The organism is Streptomyces alfalfae, assembly GCF_004127445.1.
Taxonomy (GTDB): domain Bacteria; phylum Actinomycetota; class Actinomycetes; order Streptomycetales; family Streptomycetaceae; genus Streptomyces; species Streptomyces alfalfae.
Window position 1 is genome coordinate 273759 of record NZ_QEXM01000051.1, and the last position, 16658, is coordinate 290416.

19 protein-coding genes are annotated in these 16658 nt (G+C 72.5%); 10 read left to right on the forward strand and 9 right to left on the reverse strand.

All coding sequences use genetic code 11. The features are described from left to right. Window positions 1-31 precede the first annotated feature (31 nt). Complete coding sequence (locus tag DCW30_RS33215) at window positions 32-637, reverse strand: 2'-5' RNA ligase family protein (RefSeq protein WP_076686802.1); 606 nt, start codon at window positions 635-637, stop codon at window positions 32-34. Between the two features lie 412 nt (window positions 638-1049). Between DCW30_RS33215 and DCW30_RS33220 the strand changes: the two genes are divergently transcribed. The 5 genes from DCW30_RS33220 (at window position 1050) to DCW30_RS33240 (ending at window position 6010) form a co-directional block, all read left to right on the forward strand. Further along, entirely contained in the window at window positions 1050-2117 is a 1068-nt protein-coding gene (locus tag DCW30_RS33220) for a phosphatidylinositol-specific phospholipase C domain-containing protein (RefSeq protein WP_079250173.1), read from the forward strand. 74 nt (window positions 2118-2191) lie between these two features. After that, entirely contained in the window at window positions 2192-3592 is a 1401-nt protein-coding gene (locus DCW30_RS33225; protein WP_076686804.1) for an amidohydrolase, read from the forward strand. Between the two features lie 34 nt (window positions 3593-3626). Continuing rightward, window positions 3627-4832 (forward strand): cytochrome P450 family protein, encoded by a 1206-nt coding sequence (locus DCW30_RS33230; RefSeq protein WP_076686805.1) that lies wholly within the window; start codon window positions 3627-3629, stop codon window positions 4830-4832. Window positions 4833-4966: 134 nt separating this feature from the next. Further along, window positions 4967-5650 (forward strand): DUF899 domain-containing protein, encoded by a 684-nt coding sequence (locus tag DCW30_RS33235; protein WP_062776777.1) that lies wholly within the window; start codon window positions 4967-4969, stop codon window positions 5648-5650. A gap of 177 nt (window positions 5651-5827) precedes the next feature. After that, the gene (locus tag DCW30_RS33240; protein WP_198502339.1) at window positions 5828-6010 is read left to right on the forward strand and encodes a hypothetical protein; all 183 of its coding nucleotides are present in this window, start codon (window positions 5828-5830) and stop codon (window positions 6008-6010) included. A 44-nt stretch (window positions 6011-6054) separates the two neighbouring features. On the opposite strand, the gene DCW30_RS33245 is transcribed toward DCW30_RS33240, so the two are convergent. Beyond that, window positions 6055-6417, reverse strand: a complete 363-nt coding sequence (locus DCW30_RS33245) for a hypothetical protein (RefSeq protein WP_062776779.1) — start codon at window positions 6415-6417, stop codon at window positions 6055-6057. A 171-nt stretch (window positions 6418-6588) separates the two neighbouring features. Beyond that, the gene (locus tag DCW30_RS33250; protein ID WP_234381572.1) at window positions 6589-7086 is read right to left on the reverse strand and encodes an ATP-binding protein; all 498 of its coding nucleotides are present in this window, start codon (window positions 7084-7086) and stop codon (window positions 6589-6591) included. A gap of 158 nt (window positions 7087-7244) precedes the next feature. Here DCW30_RS33250 and DCW30_RS33255 point away from each other — a divergent pair, with 158 nt between their 5' ends. The 3 genes from DCW30_RS33255 (at window position 7245) to DCW30_RS33265 (ending at window position 9344) form a co-directional block, all read left to right on the forward strand. Then, window positions 7245-8105 (forward strand): helix-turn-helix domain-containing protein, encoded by an 861-nt coding sequence (locus DCW30_RS33255; protein WP_062776783.1) that lies wholly within the window; start codon window positions 7245-7247, stop codon window positions 8103-8105. Between the two features lie 3 nt (window positions 8106-8108). Beyond that, a complete protein-coding gene (locus DCW30_RS33260; protein WP_079107404.1) occupies window positions 8109-8429 on the forward strand; it encodes a DUF397 domain-containing protein in 321 nt (106 codons plus the stop codon). A 117-nt stretch (window positions 8430-8546) separates the two neighbouring features. Next, a complete protein-coding gene (locus DCW30_RS33265) occupies window positions 8547-9344 on the forward strand; it encodes an SAM-dependent methyltransferase (RefSeq protein ID WP_076686807.1) in 798 nt (265 codons plus the stop codon). Between the two features lie 38 nt (window positions 9345-9382). Here the strand turns inward: DCW30_RS33265 and DCW30_RS33270 are convergent, their stop codons facing one another. Further along, window positions 9383-9862, reverse strand: coding sequence for an anthrone oxygenase family protein (locus DCW30_RS33270; RefSeq protein WP_076686808.1), 480 nt, complete (start codon window positions 9860-9862; stop codon window positions 9383-9385). A 432-nt stretch (window positions 9863-10294) separates the two neighbouring features. Continuing rightward, window positions 10295-10978: a DUF2293 domain-containing protein gene (locus DCW30_RS33275; protein ID WP_076686809.1), complete on the reverse strand. Its 684-nt coding sequence runs from the start codon at window positions 10976-10978 to the stop codon at window positions 10295-10297. A gap of 72 nt (window positions 10979-11050) precedes the next feature. Between DCW30_RS33275 and DCW30_RS33280 the strand changes: the two genes are divergently transcribed. Beyond that, the gene (locus DCW30_RS33280; protein WP_076686810.1) at window positions 11051-11683 is read left to right on the forward strand and encodes a nucleoside/nucleotide kinase family protein; all 633 of its coding nucleotides are present in this window, start codon (window positions 11051-11053) and stop codon (window positions 11681-11683) included. Window positions 11684-11734: 51 nt separating this feature from the next. Here the strand turns inward: DCW30_RS33280 and DCW30_RS33285 are convergent, their stop codons facing one another. Next, window positions 11735-12880 (reverse strand): magnesium and cobalt transport protein CorA, encoded by a 1146-nt coding sequence (locus tag DCW30_RS33285; protein WP_076686811.1) that lies wholly within the window; start codon window positions 12878-12880, stop codon window positions 11735-11737. 185 nt (window positions 12881-13065) lie between these two features. Here DCW30_RS33285 and DCW30_RS33290 point away from each other — a divergent pair, with 185 nt between their 5' ends. Then, a complete protein-coding gene (locus tag DCW30_RS33290; RefSeq protein WP_076686812.1) occupies window positions 13066-13431 on the forward strand; it encodes a cupin domain-containing protein in 366 nt (121 codons plus the stop codon). A gap of 89 nt (window positions 13432-13520) precedes the next feature. Here the strand turns inward: DCW30_RS33290 and DCW30_RS33295 are convergent, their stop codons facing one another. The 3 genes from DCW30_RS33295 to DCW30_RS33305 form a co-directional block, all read right to left on the reverse strand. Continuing rightward, window positions 13521-14804: an MFS transporter gene (locus tag DCW30_RS33295; RefSeq protein ID WP_076686813.1), complete on the reverse strand. Its 1284-nt coding sequence runs from the start codon at window positions 14802-14804 to the stop codon at window positions 13521-13523. A gap of 209 nt (window positions 14805-15013) precedes the next feature. Beyond that, complete coding sequence (locus tag DCW30_RS33300; protein ID WP_076686814.1) at window positions 15014-15568, reverse strand: methylated-DNA--[protein]-cysteine S-methyltransferase; 555 nt, start codon at window positions 15566-15568, stop codon at window positions 15014-15016. A gap of 74 nt (window positions 15569-15642) precedes the next feature. Beyond that, window positions 15643-16539, reverse strand: coding sequence for a glycerophosphodiester phosphodiesterase (locus DCW30_RS33305; protein WP_076686815.1), 897 nt, complete (start codon window positions 16537-16539; stop codon window positions 15643-15645). Between the last annotated feature and the right edge of the window lie 119 nt (window positions 16540-16658).

The window sequence follows — 16658 nt, forward strand, 5'->3', positions numbered from 1 at the left end:
CGCGGCGGCACGTCGCGGCCTCGGAAGGGCGTCAGGCCGGATCTTCCCCCGCGCCGCCGAGCCGGTACGACCTGAACTCCCGCCATCCCTTGCCGGGACCGTCCGTCACGAGGAGGTCGACCGAAGACACGCGGCTGACCAGCGGGAGGTGCGGGGCGAGTTCGCACTCCAGGGCGTCGTAGGCCGCCTCGTAGGTGTCCGGGCCCTCGTGGTTCGCGAGGGTCAGATGGGGGGCCAGGGGCGGGTCGAAGATCCCGCGGTAGGGGACGGCCTCGGGCCAGCGGGCGGTGAGGGCCTCGGTGAGCGCGCGGAGGGGGGCTTCGGGGGCCGGGGGGAGGTAGAGGACCCCCGGATAGCGGCGGAACCGCGTGAACGTGAGCGTGAACGGGGCATGCGCCGCGAAGAGCCCCACCAACTCGGCGTGGACGGACCCCGCTCCCGGGCCGCCAAGCTTTGACCGGGAGCCACCGGATTCCGGCCGGGAGCCGTCGGTCCCCGTCGCCGAGCCGTCGGTCCCCGTCGCCGAGCCGTCGGCCCCTGCTCCCGAGCCGTCGGTCCCCGCCGCCGAGTCGTCGAACCGTGACTCCCCGAGGAACGGGTAGAGAACCGTGATGTGCGCCGGGAAACCGGCCCGCACCAGGTGATCCGCCTCCGGGACACGGATCGTCAGGACCGTGTCCCCGGGAAGATCGGGCCACCCGGCGTCCGCCGGCTCGCCACGAGCCTGCCCGCCACGCGCCCGCTCACCGGCCGTCCGTTCGCCGCGCGCCCGTTCACCGCTCGCCCCAGGGGCAGGTATCGGCGCCGTATCCGTCGTCCCCACGGCCCTCATGCCTCGCCCGAAACGTCCCGCTCGCACTGCGTCACCCGAAAGGGAGCCGTCGACCGGATCTCCCGCAGGGTCATCGTGTCACGCCCGTCTCGTCCGGCACGGTCGCACCCCGCCGTCGGCTATGCCACGTCCACCACGCCGTCTTCCCTGCGTCACCCGACTCCCCTACGTTTCCGCTGAGTTGGCCGCAGCGGTACGTGAGAGGACGGTGTACGGAATGGCGCGCAGGGGAGCCGTGGGGCTGGTGGCGGGGGCCGTGCTGGCATGGGGAGCGTGGAGCGGGGGCGTGGCTTCGGCCGCCGACGGCCCCGCACCGCGGGGGGAGGCCGCCCGTGCCGCCGCGGCCGCCTACTCCGCCACGACCGGCGTCGGCGTGCACAACGCGTACGAGAAGGCGAAGTACCCCTACTTCGCCGACGCCCTCGACTCCGGCGCCGCCATGCTGGAGCTGGACGTGTGGACCAACGCGTTCGGCAGCGGCTGGCGCGTCTCCCACAGCAATCCGCTGGGCAACGACAACAACTGCGAGAACGCGCGGAGCGCGGCCGAGCTGCGCACCAAGTCCCGCAACCAGAGCCTGGCCGGATGCCTGCGGGACATCCGCAGCTGGCACGACGCCCACCCGGGCCACCGGCCCGTCGTCCTCAAGGTGGAGCTGAAGGACGGGTTCCTCGGCACGCGCGGGCGCGGGCCCGCCGACCTCGACGCCCTGCTCACGAACGCGCTCGGTGACGCCGTCTACCGGCCGGGCCGGCTGGCCGCCGGACACGCCACCCTGGACGACGCCGTGCGCGCCGAGGGCTGGCCGGACCGCGCCGACCTGGCGGGGAAGTTCATCGTCGAGCTGATACCCGGCACCGTCGAGCAGGGCAACCCCGTGGACACCCTGTGGACCGACCGCGAGTACGCCACCCACCTGCGCGACCTCGCCGCGGCCGGCCGCCTCGGTGAGGCCGCCGCCTTCCCCGCCGTGCTCGGGGCCGAGGCGGGCGACCCGCGCGGACGGTACGCGGACGCGTCGATCCGGCCGTGGTTCGTGCTCTTCGACGGGGACGCGTCGACGTACGCGGGCGGCGCCATCGACACCCAGTGGTACGCCGACCGCCGCTATCTGGTCGTCATGACCGACGCGCACAACGTCGCGCCCGCCATCGACGGCACCCGGCCGACCGAGGCCCAGGCCGCCGAACGGGTCGCGCTGCTCGCACGGCGGCACGCCAGTGTCGTGTCGGCCGACTGGTATCCGCTGCCGGGCGTTCTCTCGACCGTCCTCCCGCGCGGCTGAGGACGACGGCGGCGGGGCCCGACCCCGCCGCCGTCGCCGGGCCCCGGATGCCCCGCTCGCACTACCGTGGAGAGATGACGCCGCCTCCCGCCGACCTCCTCATCACCGGTTGCACGGCCCTGACCCACGGCCCACGAGGGGAGATCGTCTTCGTCGACGACGCCGTCATCGCCGTACGCGACGGACGCATCGCCTCCCTCTCGTCGGAGGCAACAGGGAGCGAGACCGGGGGCGAGACCGGGTCCGGGAGCGAGACCGCGGCCCGCCCCGTCGCCGTCGAACACATCGACGGGCGCGGCTGCGCCGCCCTCCCCGGGCTCATCAACTGCCATACGCACACGCCGATGGTGGCCCTGCGCGGCCTCGCCGAGGACCTGCCGGCCCACGCCTGGTTCAACGACTGGATCTGGCCCGTCGAGAGCAATCTGACCGCACGCGTGATCGAGCTGGGGGCCCGGCTCGCCTGCGCCGAGATGATCCGCGGCGGCGTCACCACCTTCGCCGACCACTACTTCGCCATGGACACGGTGGCCGACGTCACGGCGGAGTGCGGCCTGCGCGCCCTCCTCGGCCAGGCCTACTTCACCTCGCAGGGGCCCGAGGGCAGGGCCGCCTCCCTCGACTTCGCGCTGCGGCGGCGCGGCACGGCCGGCGGACGCGTCACCACCTGCCTCGCCCCGCACGCCCCCTACACCGTCGACGACGCCGACCTCGCGGCCACCGCGGACCTCGCCCGGCAACACGGCCTGCCGGTCCACATCCACGCCGCCGAGAACCGCGAGCAGACCGACAACAGCCTGGCCCGGCACGGCCACACCCCGGTCGAGGTGCTGGCGCGGGCCGGGCTCCTCGACGAGGGCGTGGACCTCCTCATCGCGCACGCCACCGGCCTCGACACCGCCCGCGACCTGCCCGTGCTGCGCCGCGCCCGCGGACGCGTCGCCGTGGCGTCCGCGCCCCGCGGCTACCTGAAGTTCGGCTGGGACACGACCCCCGTACGGGCCCTGCGCGAGGCCGGGATCCCGGTCGGCCTGGCCACGGACGGCGCCGCGTCCAACAACACCCTCGACGTGTGGGAGTCCATGACGCTCACCGCCCTCACGCAGAAGCACACGGAGCGCGACCCCACCTGGCTCACCGCCCGCCAGGCCCTCGACCACGCCACACTGCAGAGCGCGTGCGCTGTCGGCCTCGGGCGGGAGGTGGGGAGCCTCGCCGAGGGGCTGCGGGCCGACATCATCCTCGTAGATCTGTCCGGTCCGCACACCCAGCCCGTCCACGATCTCGCCGCCACCCTCGTGCACAGCGCCCGCTCCTTCGACGTGCGCGACACGATCGTCGACGGCCGCGTGCTGATGCGCGACCGGGAACCGCTCACCGTCGATGTGCCGGGCGTCGTCCGCGAGTTGAACGCCCTGCTGCCCGCACTCGTCGACCGGAGCCATGGGAAGCGCATCCAGGAGTACGAGGGGTGAGGGGTCGGGTCGGGGCTCTGCCTAGGGTGGGACCATGGCGATCACCACGCGGCACGAGCCCGACCACCAGGACCCCGCCGACGGCCTCCTCGACGACCCGTACGGGGTGTACGCCCGGTTGCGGGAGACCGCGCCCGTGCACCGGATCGCGGGAACCGACGGGAACCCCGCCTGGCTGGTCACCCGTTATGACGACGTGCGCGAGGCCCTCGCGGACCCACTGCTCTCGCTCGACAAGAGCCATGCCACGCCCGGGAGTTACCGCGGCTTCGCGCTGCCGCCCGCGCTGGAGGCCAACCTCCTCAACATGGACCCGCCGGACCACACCCGCATCCGCGGCCTGGTCGGCAAGGCGTTCACCCGGCGCCGCGTCGAGCGGCTCCGCGCCCCCGTCCGGCGCACCGCCGACGCCCTGCTCGACGCCGTCGAACCGCTCGGCCGCGCCGACCTGATCACCGCGTACGCCGCCCCGCTGCCGATCACCGTCATCTGCGACCTCCTCGGGATCCCGGACGACGGCCGCCGCGACTTCCGGGAGTGGACCGACACACTGATCACACCCGACCCCGCGCACCCGGAGAAGACCGAACGGGCCGTCGGCTCGCTGCTCGGCTTCTTCACCGGCCTCCTCGCGGACAAACGGCGCGAGCCCGCCGACGACATCCTGTCCGACCTGATCGCGGTGCGCGACGCGGGCGACCGGCTCAGCGAGGACGAACTGATGTCCCTCGCCTTCCTGATCCTCTTCGCCGGGTACGAGAACACCGTCCAGCTCATCGGCAACGCCGTGCTCGCCCTCCTCGACCATCCCGAACACCTCGCCGCGCTGCGGGCCGACCCCGCGCGGCTGCCGGCCGCCGTGGAGGAGTTCCACCGCTACGACGGGCCCGCGCCGCTCGCCATCCGCCGCTTCCCGCTCCAGGACGTCACGATCGCCGGCGTCACCGTGCCCGCGGGCGAGACCGTGCTGCTCTGCCTCGCCGCCGCCAACCGCGACCCCGCGCGCTTCCCCGATCCCGACCGCTTCGACCCCGCCCGCGACGCCACCGGCCACGTCGCGCTCGGCCACGGCATCCACTACTGCCTCGGCGCGCCCCTGGCCCGCCTGGAGACCGAGACCGCGCTCGCCGCCCTCCTCGAACGCTTCCCGCGCCTCGCGCTCGGCGTGCCACGCGGCGAACTCCGCTGGCGTCCGTCCATGCGGACCAGGGGGCTCAGGGAACTCCCGGTCACTTTCTGAGGCTTCCCGGAACTCCTCCGGGACCTCTTCCCGAACTCTTCCGGAACTTCTTCGGGCGTGAGCGATGAGTTCCGCCGGCGCGGCCGGTCCACCCTTCGCTGAGGTACGCGCCCGAAGGGTGGAGGAGACGCATCATGGGACTTCCGGACATCGTCACGCGTGAGGAGTGGCTCGTCGCGCGTGAGGAGTTACTGGCCAAGGAGAAGGCGGCCACCCGCGCGCGAGACGCGCTCAACGCCGAGCGGCGCGGGCTGCCGATGGTGGAGGTCGACAAGGAGTACTACTTCGACGGCTCCGACGGAAAGGCCACGCTGCTCGACCTGTTCGACGGCCGTGACCAGCTCATCGTCTACCACTTCATGTTCGCGCCCGAGTGGGAGGCGGGCTGCCGGAGCTGCTCGGCCTTCCTCGACCAGATCGGGAACCTCTCGCATCTGCGGGCCCGCTCCACCAACTTCGTCGCCGTCTCCCGCGCGCCGTTCACCAGACTGCTCGCCTTCAAGGCCCGCATGGGCTGGACGGTGCCGTGGTTCTCGACCGACGGGGGCGACTTCAACCACGACTTCAAGGCCTCCTCCGACGAGGAGCCCCACGACGTGCCCGCGATCAACTGCTTCCTGCGGGACGGTGAGCGCGTCTTCCACACGTACGCCACGTTCGCCCGCGGGCTCGACGGCATCGCCTCCACCAGCAGCCTCCTCGACCTCACGGCGCTCGGCCGGCAGGAGGAGTGGGAGCGGCCACGCGGCCGGGCATCGGTGTTCGGTGCGCCGGCGGGCAGCGCGCGGGTGCGGTACCACGACGAGTACGAGGACTGATCCCACGGAGCCCCGGGGCTTCCGCCGGCCTCGGGAGAACCCTGGAACATGGCCCGACTCCGTTGCGGTTCGGTCACATCGCGAGCCCTACGGGGTGTCCCGCGCGTTCTACCCGGTACGAGAAGCGGCACCGAGACCTTCGGTCCGCACGACGGAACGGCACGGGGGACAGGAACCATGGTGAACGGACGTACGGTGTTGGAGCGGTTCCCGGCAGGCGGACCGCGCGGGTCGTGGCCCGCGGAGGAGTTCGCGCGGGCCCGCCGGGAGGAAGGGCAGCGCGCGGAGGTCGTGATGGACCTGGCGTCGGACGCCTTCCTGGTGGTCGTCAGCGAGCCGGAGGCCGCCGTGGCGGCATGACGCCGACCACGGACGGGCCTGTCCTCGCGCCGGGTGCGGCGTCCCTACAGGCAGGCCCGTGACCACCCGGGGGTCGTGCCCGTCTCGCCGCACAGCGCCAGATACAGAGGGATCGGCGGGGTGTAGGGGACGTCGCCCTCCGGGCGGTTGATCAGCACGGGACGGCGGCATCCCGCGTCCCTGACCACCGCACCCGCCGAGTAGGCGACCGGCGCGGGCCACTCCATGGCGACGTCGGAGTCCGCCGGCACGATCCACCACCAGCGCGGCCCGTCCTCGTACACGCATCCCACGCGTGGCAGACGGTCCATCAGCCGGGGGCCGAACCGTGCGGGCACCGCCACGGCGTCGCAGCCGAGCGGCTGGGTCATGCCCTCCGGCAGGTCAAGCCGGAGGTGCGCCGGCATCAGGGCTCCGGCGCGCTGTCTCTGCCGGGTAAGCCCGACCAGCGTGCCCAGGTTCAACGGTCGCACCGTACCCGCGCTCACACGCCTCCCGCCCGCGTCACTGCCACGCTCGACTCACCCGTTCTCGTGCTCACCGCCGACGTCGGTCTTCGTCGGCGCCTCGCGACCGGCCTACGTCCGCGCCGTCGCTTCCGCCACTCGTCGCAACTCCGCCCACACCGTCCGCCCGCTTCCGGGCCCCGCGTCGTGGACGCCCCACGCACTGCTCACCGCATCGACGAGAAGCAATCCCCTCCCGTGCTCCTCGTCCATCCCCCGATGCGCCGGGCGCGGGATGCCTGAACCGCACCCTTCGTCACGCACGGTTATTCGCAGTTTCTCCGACTCCGCGCACAGCTCGCAGATGATCCGCCGGCTCGCGGTGTGCACCACGGCATTGGTGACCAGTTCGGAGAGGATGAGAGCCGCCGCGTCGCAGGCGTCCTCGTCCCGTACGGCCCAGACGCCGAACTGCGCGCGCATCAGCCGTCTGGCCTGCGCGACGGAGCCCGGATGCGGGGCGAGCACGAAACTGACGCAGACCTCGGCGGCGCCCTCGGGCCGGGCCTCGGCGAGAACGCCAAGACGGCCTTGGGCGGCTTCGGTCACTAACGGCGCGGGCGGAGTCACGCCATCCACTATCGCCCCGTCCAGAACACCTTGGCAAGACCCACTCTGAAAAGTGCACAGTGGCGTGTTCCCCCGAGAGCGCGCATGGCACACTGCTCCCAACAGCTCGCGGTGCGGTGTGCGTCGGCACAGCGCGGAGTCAGGTGGAGGTAGAAGACGTGAGCGAACCGCGGTCCGCGCCGACCGTCGGACAGGTCGTTCTCGGTCGTCGCCTGCAAGACCTGCGCGAGGGCGCGGGGCTGAAGCGCGAGGAGGCCGCGAAGATCCTGCGCGTCGCCCCCGCCACCGTCCGCCGCATGGAGACGGCCGAGGTCGCGCTGAAGATCCCCTACCTCCAGCTGCTCCTCAAGGCCTACGGCGTCCCCGACGAAGAGGCCGAGGCCTTCGTGACGCTCGCCGAGGAGGCCAACAAGCCCGGCTGGTGGCAGCGGTTCCACGACATCCTGCCGGGCTGGTTCAGCATGTACGTCAGCCTGGAGGGCGCGGCCAGTCTCATCAGGTCCTACGAGCCGCACTTCGTGCCCGGCCTGCTCCAGACCGAGGAGTACGCCCGCGGCGTGATGCGGTCCGGGGCCATAGGGCAGACCCGGCCCGCCGACATCGAGCGGTACGTGGCGCTGCGCATGGAGCGCCAGTCGCTGCTGACCCGCGAGGACGCGCCCCGGCTCTGGGTGGTCATGGACGAGACCGCGCTGCGCAGGCCTGTGGGCGAGCCCGAGGTGATGCGCCGCCAGCTCGACCGGCTGCTCGAAGCCACCGACATGCCCCATGTCACGCTGCAGGTCGCGCCGTTCTCGGCGGGCCCGCACCCCGGAACGTACGGCCCGTTCGTGCTCTTCCGCTTCGCCATGGCGGAGCTGCCGGACATGGTCTACAGCGAGTACCTGACCGGCGCCGTCTACCTGGACGCGCGCACCGAGGTGGCCACTCACCTGGAGGTCATGGACCGCATGGCGGCGCAGGCCGCCACTGCACAACGCACGAAGGACTTCCTGCGGGACGTCCGCAAGGAGCTGTGACACATGGACCGACATCGAGCCGGAACGCGTCCCGCCGGTCCGCGTTCACCCGGAGCCCGCGACGACTCGCGCACCGAGAACCGCGGCGAGTCCCGCATCTACAACGGCATGCCCGCACGCGACCTCGGCAGCGACGGCTGGCACAAGCCGTGGAGCGGCGGCAACGGCGGCAACTGCCTCGAAGCCATGAAACTGGACGACGGCAGGGTCGCGGTGCGCCAGTCCGCCGACCCGGACGGTCCCGCGCTCATCTACACGCACGGTGAGATCAACGCGTTCATCCAGGGCGCCAAGGCGGGCGATGCCGACTTTCTGCTCTCCTGACCCCGCACTTTCTGCTTTTCTGATCCCGTCCCGCCGACCGCGTCACCTGTCGCGTCGCCGCGGCCGGGCGACCCCGCATCCTCTGTCCCCGCCCCCCTTTCGCCCCGTGGAGCTGCCGTGACCGACGCGTCGTACATCGACACCAGCAAGCCGCACCCCGCGCGGATGTACGACTGGTTCCTCGGCGGCAAGGACAACTACCCGGTGGACGAGGAGATGGGCCGCCAGCTCGTCGCCATGGACGGGCGCGTGCTGACCATGGCGCGCAACAACCGCGCGTTCATGCAGCGCGCCACGCGCTGGCTCGCGGGCGAAGGGGTGCGGCAGTTCCTCGACATCGGCACCGGCATACCGACCGAACCGAACCTCCACCAGATCGCCCAGGGGATCGCCCCCGAGGCGCGCGTCGTCTACTGCGACAACGACCCGATCGTCCTCGCCCACGCCGAGGCCCTGCTGCGCTCGACGCCCCAGGGCGTCACCGAGTACCTCCAGGCGGACTTCCGCGAGCCGGAGAGGATCCTCGAGGAGGCCTCCCGCATCCTGGACTTCGACAAGCCCGTCGCCCTGTCGCTCGTCGCGCTGCTGCACTTCATCTCGGACGAGGACGGCGCGTACGAACTCGTGGACCGCATGATGGGCGTCCTGCCCTCGGGCAGCCACCTCATGCTGTCGCACGGCACGGGCGACTTCACCCCGAAGACCGCCGAACAGGCCGGTGACCTGTACAAGTCGCGCGGCATGACGCTCGCCCTGCGCTCACGCGCGGAAGTGGCGCGCTTCTTCGAGGGGTACGAGCTGGTGGACCCCGGCGTCGCGATCATCGACCAGTGGAAGCCGGAGCTCGGCGAGCGGGTGACGGACCCGGCGGACGGGCCGGTCCCGGGTTACGGGGCGGTGGCCCGCAAGCCGTGAGCCGTGCGCCCTCGCCCCCGGTACGGGCGGGGCGGGGCTCAGGTCAGGGCCAGGATGATGGACGCCGTCGCGGCCAGTGAGGCCACGGTGCGGACGTGGTTCCACAGGGTCCACTCACGGACGTACGTACGCCAGTACGCGGCGCCCTCCTCGCTCTGCGGGTCGACCTTGGCCAGGGCGTCGTTGCGCGGGACGTTCGCCGCGACGGTCACCCCGAAACAGCCGACGAGATACAGCGCGCAGCCTATGAGCAGCCCGGCGGTGCCCTCGTCGGGCCAGAGCACGAACGTCACCACGGCGAGCACCAGGCACAGGCCCGCGGCCCCGAGGAACACGGCCATGAACCACGGGCCGACGGCGGTGACGTTGATCGCGTTCATCGCGGCGATGCCCTGGGCCGGGGGCAGCGCCGCCAGGCCCCTCATCACGAAGGTCGAGAACGCGGCGAAGGCTCCGGAGGCGAGACCGCAGGCCAGCGCCCCGAGCACGGCGAGGACGAAGTACGGTCCGTCGATCATGGCAACTCCCAAAGTCATGAGGGCCGTTACGAAAGAAGGGGCGGGCCGAGTGATCCTCCACGGCGGCCCGCGTCACGACAAGTCAATTGCGCGACGCCCGCTTCAGCCATACGTGACCCTCGCGGGGGCATACGCGTCCGTCTTCTGGCCGGGGCGCCATGGGCTCGGCGGGGCGTCTTGGGCTCGGCGGGGTGTCTTGGGCCGGGCAGGCCGCCTCGGACTCGGGTTCGGTGGGGTCTCGGGCTGGGCGGGCTCTCAGGCTTGGCTGGGCGTGTTTCGGGCTGGGCGGTGCCTCGGGCCAGGGGGGCGTCGGGCTCGGCGGGTTTCGGGTTGGGCGGGGCCTCGAACCAGGGGGCGCCGGGCTCGGCGGGGTCTCGGGCCGGGCGGGGCATCGGCTAGGCGGGTGCGCGGGGTCCTGCCGGGAGGCGGGCGTCAGGTCGGGGGATCGGTAGGGGCGGTCCGCCAGGTCCGTAGCGTCGCCTCCACCGCGGGGGCGATGCGGCGGCGGGCCTCGCCGCGCGGGACGCCGCTCATCAGCAGCCGGTCGTACGGCGTGGCCGTGTGCCGTACCGCCGCGATGACCGCCGCCGTCACCGCCGCCTGCGAGAGCGCCCGTCCCGCCGCGCTGCGCCCCACCCTGCCGCTGCCCCGCAACGACGCGTGGGCGGCCATCGTCCGGACCCGGTCCTCCGGACAGCCGGGGAAGAGCCGCCGAATCTCCTCCGCGAAGGCCGCGGTGAACCGCACGTCCTCCGCGGCCCGCCGCACCGCGTCCCTCGCCCGGCGGCGGGCCCTCGCCTCCGCGTCGGCGAGGCAGCGCTCCTCGGCGCGGGCGAGCGCGGCCTCCTCGACGAGGGCGCCCTGCCGTTCGTAACGGGCACGGCGGCGGTGGAAGCGGACGACCACCGCGGAGAGGCCGCTGTCCTCGCGGGCCCGCCGCGTGAGCGCCGTGTCGCCGCGCGGCAGATAGACGAGGTGCCCGAGGTCGGCGCAGTCCAGGCAGCGCGGCTCGCCGCCTTCGAGGGTGAGCAGCGGCAGCGGCCCTGAGCGGCACTCCGCGCAGTACCGTCGGGTCAGGGGCTGGAAGGCCACGAGGCCGGCAGGAGGGCTCGCCATACCCCTCTCCTTCCCCGAACCCCGCACCCGCCCGCGCCGCCGCGCCCGCACGCCGGGCGGCATCATGGGCCCGTGCGCCTCGAACCGATCACCTGGGAGCGGCTCGCCGACACCCTCGCCGACCGCCTGCTCGACCTGAAGCCCGCCGACGGCGGCCCGTGGCCGCGCGTCGCCGTGGACGGGGCGCCCGCGGCCGGGACCGGTGAACTCGCGCGGCGGGTGGGCGACGCGCTGCGCTTGCGCGGCAGGACCGCCCTCGTCGTCGCCACGGAGGGTTTCCTGCGGCCGGCCTCGCTGCGCTTCGAGTACGGCCACGAGGACGTCGACTCCTACCGCAGCGGCTGGTTCGACACCGGCGCGCTGTGGCGCGAGGTCTTCGGGCCGCTCGAACCGGGCGGGACGGGCCGGGTGCTGCCCGACCTCTGGGACCCGGCGACCGACCGCGCGACGCGCAGCCCGTATGCCCGGCTGCCGCCGGGCGGTGTGCTTCTGCTGCACGGCCCACTGCTGCTCGGTCACTGGTTCCCCTTCGATCTGACGGTCCACGTACGCCTCTCGCCGGGCGCCTTGCGGCGGCGCACTCCGGAAGCGGAACGCTGGACGCTGCCGGCCTTCGAGCGGTACGAGACGGAGACGGACCCCGCCGCCGCGGCAGACGTGGTGGTACGGGCGGACGACCCACGGCACCCGGCGTGGAACGGCTGACGCCGGCGAGCGAGCCGGAACGCGCCCCCCCGGCGGGCCGCCGGCTCCCTCCTACAGCCAGCCGTTGCGCCGGAAGCCTCGGTAGAGCGCGGTGCACACCGCCGCTATCATGCCCATCACCAGCGGATACCCGAACTGCCAGTGCAGCTCCGGCATATGGTCGAAGTTCATCCCGTACATGCCGCAGACCATCGTGGGCACCGCGACGACCGCCGCCCACGCGGTGATCTTCCGCATGTCCTCGTTCTGCGCGACGGTCACCTGGGCCAGGTGGGCCTGCAGGATCGAGTTCAGCAGCTCGTCGAAGGCGGCGATCTGTTCGGTGGCCCGCTTCAGGTGGTCGTCGACGTCCCGGAAGTACGCCTGTATCTCCGGGGCGATGATGCGCATGGGCTGGGTGGCGAGTGTCTGGAGCGGGCGGCCGAGGGGCACCACGGCGCGCTTCAGCTCCAGCAGTTCGCGCTTGAGCTGGTATATCCGGCCGGGGTCGACCCGTGCCCCGTCCGGGGCGAACACGTCCGACTCCACCTGGTCGATGTCCGCCTGGGCGGCGCTCGTGACCGCGAGATAGTCGTCCACGACCTGGTCCGCGACCGCGTGCAGGACGGCCGCGGGCCCTTGGGCGAGCTGCTCGGGAGCCGCCTCCAGGGCTTCGCGCAGCGGGCCGAGCGAGCCGTGGCTGCCGTGCCGGACCGTGATGACGAAGTCGCGGCCCACGAAGAGCATGATCTCGCCGGTGTCGACCACCTCGCTGGTGGCGGTCAACTCCGTGTGCTCCACATAGCAGACGGTCTTGAAGACGGCGAAGAGCGTGTGGTCGTACCGCTCCACCTTCGGACGCTGGTGCGCGTGGACGGCGTCCTCCACGGCGAGCGGATGGAGGTCGAAGAGGTCGGCGATGTCCGCGAACTCCTCTTCGGTGGGCTCGTGCAGCCCCAGCCAGACGAAGCCGTCGTCGGACTTGCGGATGCGCTCCACCGACTCGACGAGATCGCGTGCGGGGGGCTGGCGCACCCCTTCTCTGTATGTCACGCAGTTGACCACCGACGAACCGAGCGGGGACCGGGCGGGGTGGCTCAGATCGACGCGGGCGTCACGACGGCCGAGGCGTGCCACTCTCCGCAGACCGCGGACCTTCCGCAGGCTGCCGACCTTGCCCAGGCCTCCGACTTTCCGCAGGTTGCCGGCCATCGACATGTGGGGCTCCTAGCGCTGACGACGAGATGCCAGTCTGCCAGCCGACTCCGTTCTCCCGCTGAGCCCTGTGGGAACGGAATACTCCGCTCCAGATGTTCCTTCTCCCGGGCGGGACGCGGCAGCCGTCAATCCTTGCGCGGACCCAGGGAGTTGCCCCGCCCGGCCCCGGGCTAGGGTGACCGGCCATGACCACGAATGATCAAGGCGTTCCGTCTTTCGCCGTGCACATCCCGGACGCCGAGTTGACGGCCGAACCGCTCGACCCCGCCCAGATCGTCTCCGGCGCCCCGGAGGTGACCGGCAAGGTGCTGTGGGAGTCCGCCGACGGCAAGCAGGTGCGCGGCATCTGGCAGATCACGCCCGGCGTGGTCACCGACACCGAGGCCAACGAGCTCTTCGTGGTCGTCAGCGGCCGTGCCACCGTCGTGGTCGAGGGCGGCGCCACGCTGGAGCTCGGCCCCGGCGACGCCGCCGTGCTGCGCGAGGGTGACCGTACGACCTGGACCGTGCACGAGACGCTGCGCAAGGCCTACCACATCACGCTTCCCTGACCCTGCTGCCGGGGCCCTGCTGCCGGGCCCGTGCTGGTGGGCCCGCGCTGTCAGGCCCCTGTGGAGGCCCTCCGGAGCGTTCGGAGGCCTCAGCCCTTTCTGACCACCCTCCGGAGGACGGCCCCGCGGAGGGTGAGCGCGGCGAGCGGCAGCAGGACGAGGCCGCCGACGAGGTTGAGCCAGCCGTAGCCGGCCTTCGCCACGATCAGGCCCGCCATCGCCCCGCCGATGCCCGCCGCCGTGTTCATCGTCAGGTCGGACAGACCCTGCACGGCGGCCCTCGCGGGCTGCGGCACCGAGTCGGTGAGCAGCGCGGAGCCGGCCACCAGACCCGCTGACCAGCCGAGACCCAGCACGAAGAGCCCGGCAGCCGTCTGGGCGTGGCTCGGTCCCGCCGTGCCGGCGAGCAGCGCCGCGCAGCCCAGGAGCCCGACGGCGAGGCCGATGACGGAGAGGCGGCCGAACCGGTCGGCGAGCCAGCCGAGCACCGGCGAGAACGCGTACATGCCCGCGATGTGACCGCTGATGACCAGGCCGACCAGTTCCAGGCTCGCCCCGTGGTGACCGAGGTCCACCGGGGTCATCACCATGATCGAGACCATCACGGTGTGCGACGCGGCGACCGTCACCAGCGCGAGGCGGGCCATGGGCGACGCCTTCACCGCGGCCACACCGGCCCGCAGCGATCTGCTCCGCGGGTTCTCGTCCTCCCGCGGGGCCAGGGCGCGGGCCGTGAGCAGCGGGTCCGGCCGCAGCAGCACCGCCACCACCAGCGCGGCGACCGCGAAGATCCCCGCGGCGAAGAGGAAGGGCCCCGCCTGTTCGGGAACGGACGTGCCCTCGAAGAGCCTGCTCGTGGGCGCCGCGATGTTGGGACCGAGCACCGAGCCGATGGTGGTGGCCCAGATGACGTGCGAGATGGCGCGGCCACGCCGGTCCGGCTCGACGAGGTCGGCCGCGGCGAAACGGGCCTGCAGGTTCGCCGACGACCCCGCGCCGAAGGCCGCCATGCCGGCCAGCAGCAGCGGGAAGCTCCCGATCACCGAGGCGAGCACCACGAGCCCGGCTCCGACCGCGCCGATCACATAGGCGAGGACCAGGCCGGGCCGCCGCCCGCGGGCCGTCATCAGCGCGGCGAGCGGCAGCGAGAGCAGGGCCGTGCCGGCCACCGAAGCGGTGGGTGCGAGACCGGAGAACGCCTCCGAGCCGCTCACCTCGGTGGCGAGCACCGGGGCCAGCGCGATGCCGATGGGCACCCCGAGTCCGCCCAGTATCTGGCTGGCGATGAGCACGGCCGTCGTACGGCGGCGCAGCGCGGGCAGCGTCTCGGGTGTGGGTATGTCGGTGTCGGGGGCGTCGACGGGCCTAGTCACTGGCGCAGTGTGCCAGGAGGTTCATGCCCCGGAAACAGAATTAGCGGGCTCCCTGCCGCAGCCCGGCCCCGCCGAGTGGCCTTCGCCGCATCGCCGAGCCACGGCCTCCGCCCCTGACGACGGCCTCCGCCCCTGACGACGGCCTCCGCCCCAAGCCACGGCTCCCGCCCCTGGCGACGGCTTCCGCCCCGAGCCAAGGCCTCCGCACCTCAGAACAGCGGCTGCGGAAGCACTCCCTCCAGTGCGAGGAGCCGCCGTTTGGTCTCCAGGCCGCCGCCGAAGCCGCCTATGCCGCCGTCGCTCTCCACCACGCGGTGGCACGGCACCACGACCGGCAGCGGATTGGACCCCATGGCGATGCCGACGGCCTGGGCCGCGCCCGGGCTGCCCACCCGGTCGGCGAGGTCGCCATAGCCCACGACCGAGCCGTACGGCACGCCGGAGGCGAGCTCGCGCAGCACCTGGCGGTTGAAGCCGGAGCTCAGCGACCAGTCCAGCGGCAGTTCGAAGACCTGCCGCTCGCCGGAGAAGTACGCCGACAGCTGCCGTATCGCCTCGGTGAGCAGGGGGGAGTCCGGCGCGTGGACCGGCTCGGCGCCCAGTCGGGAACCGAGCCGGTCCAGGGTCCTGTCACGCACCGCGTCGGTGGCGTGGAAGGCCACGGTGACCAGCCCCTCGGCGGTCGCGGCCAGCAGCAGCGGCCCGATGTCGCTGCCGACGACGGCCCACACGAGCGGGCCCCGTCCCTGCATGTTGGCGTCCATGCGACCACCGTACGGCCGGCCACTGACATCGCCCGGCCGCCGGGGCGTGCCCCGTCACCGGCGACTACCGGGCGTCAGCCCTTGCGCACCGCCTTGCGCACGACGTCGGGCGTGTTCGTGATGATGCCGTCCACGCCGAAGCGCGCGGCACGCACCGCGTTCGGGGCGTCGTTGATCGTCCACGTGAAGATCTCCAGGCGCTTCTTGTGCGGCCCCTTGAGCGCGTGGATCGCCTTGACGTAGTCCGCCGAGATGGAGGTGTGGGTGGCGTTGATCTGGTCGGAGAACTTGGCGTAGCGGGGCAGGTCCGCGACGGCGGGCGTGCCGAGGAAGCCCGTCTTCACGTCGGGCCGCAGCTCATGCACGGTCTTCACGCTGTCGGCGCTGAAGCTCTGGATGACCAGCTTCTTCTTGACGTGCTGCTTGTCGAGCCAGCCCGTCTGACGCAGGACGCGCAGGCCCTGCTTCTCGATGCCCGGGTAGAGCTCGGGCTTCTTGAACTCGAAGACGAGGCTCTGCTTGTTGCGCGAGACCCGCTGCATGTACTGCTTCAGCGTCGGCACGCGCTGACCCGCGTACTTCGGGCTGAACCAGCTCCCCGCGTCCAGCTTGGCGATCTCCGCCGCCGTGAAGTCCGCGACCTTCCAGGGGGCCCGATCGGGGAACACCTGCTCGACGTTGGTCGTCCGCTTCAAGGTGGCGTCGTGCATGATCACGAGCTCGCCGTCCTTGGTCCGCTGGACGTCGTTCTCGACCCAGGTGAACCCCATGTCACGGGCCTTGTCTATCGCGGCGAAGGTGTTCTCGGGCGCGTAGGCGGACGCTCCCCGGTGGGCGACCACCAGCGGGGCGCCGGGCTTCGCGGCACTGGACGCCGCCGGAGTGCCGGCGGCTGCGGAGGTGGTGGGGAGGACCAGCGCACCGGCGCCCATGAGAGCGGCGACAGTGGTGGCGGCAGCGCGTGTGTACACAAGTACTCCTCGCGTCGTGAGATCGCGGACCGGTCGAGAGTGACAGTCAAGGGCCAACGGGAGACAGGTGCAGGATGGCCACAGGCTGAACGGAGGCATCCGGAGCAAGGGACCCCGCG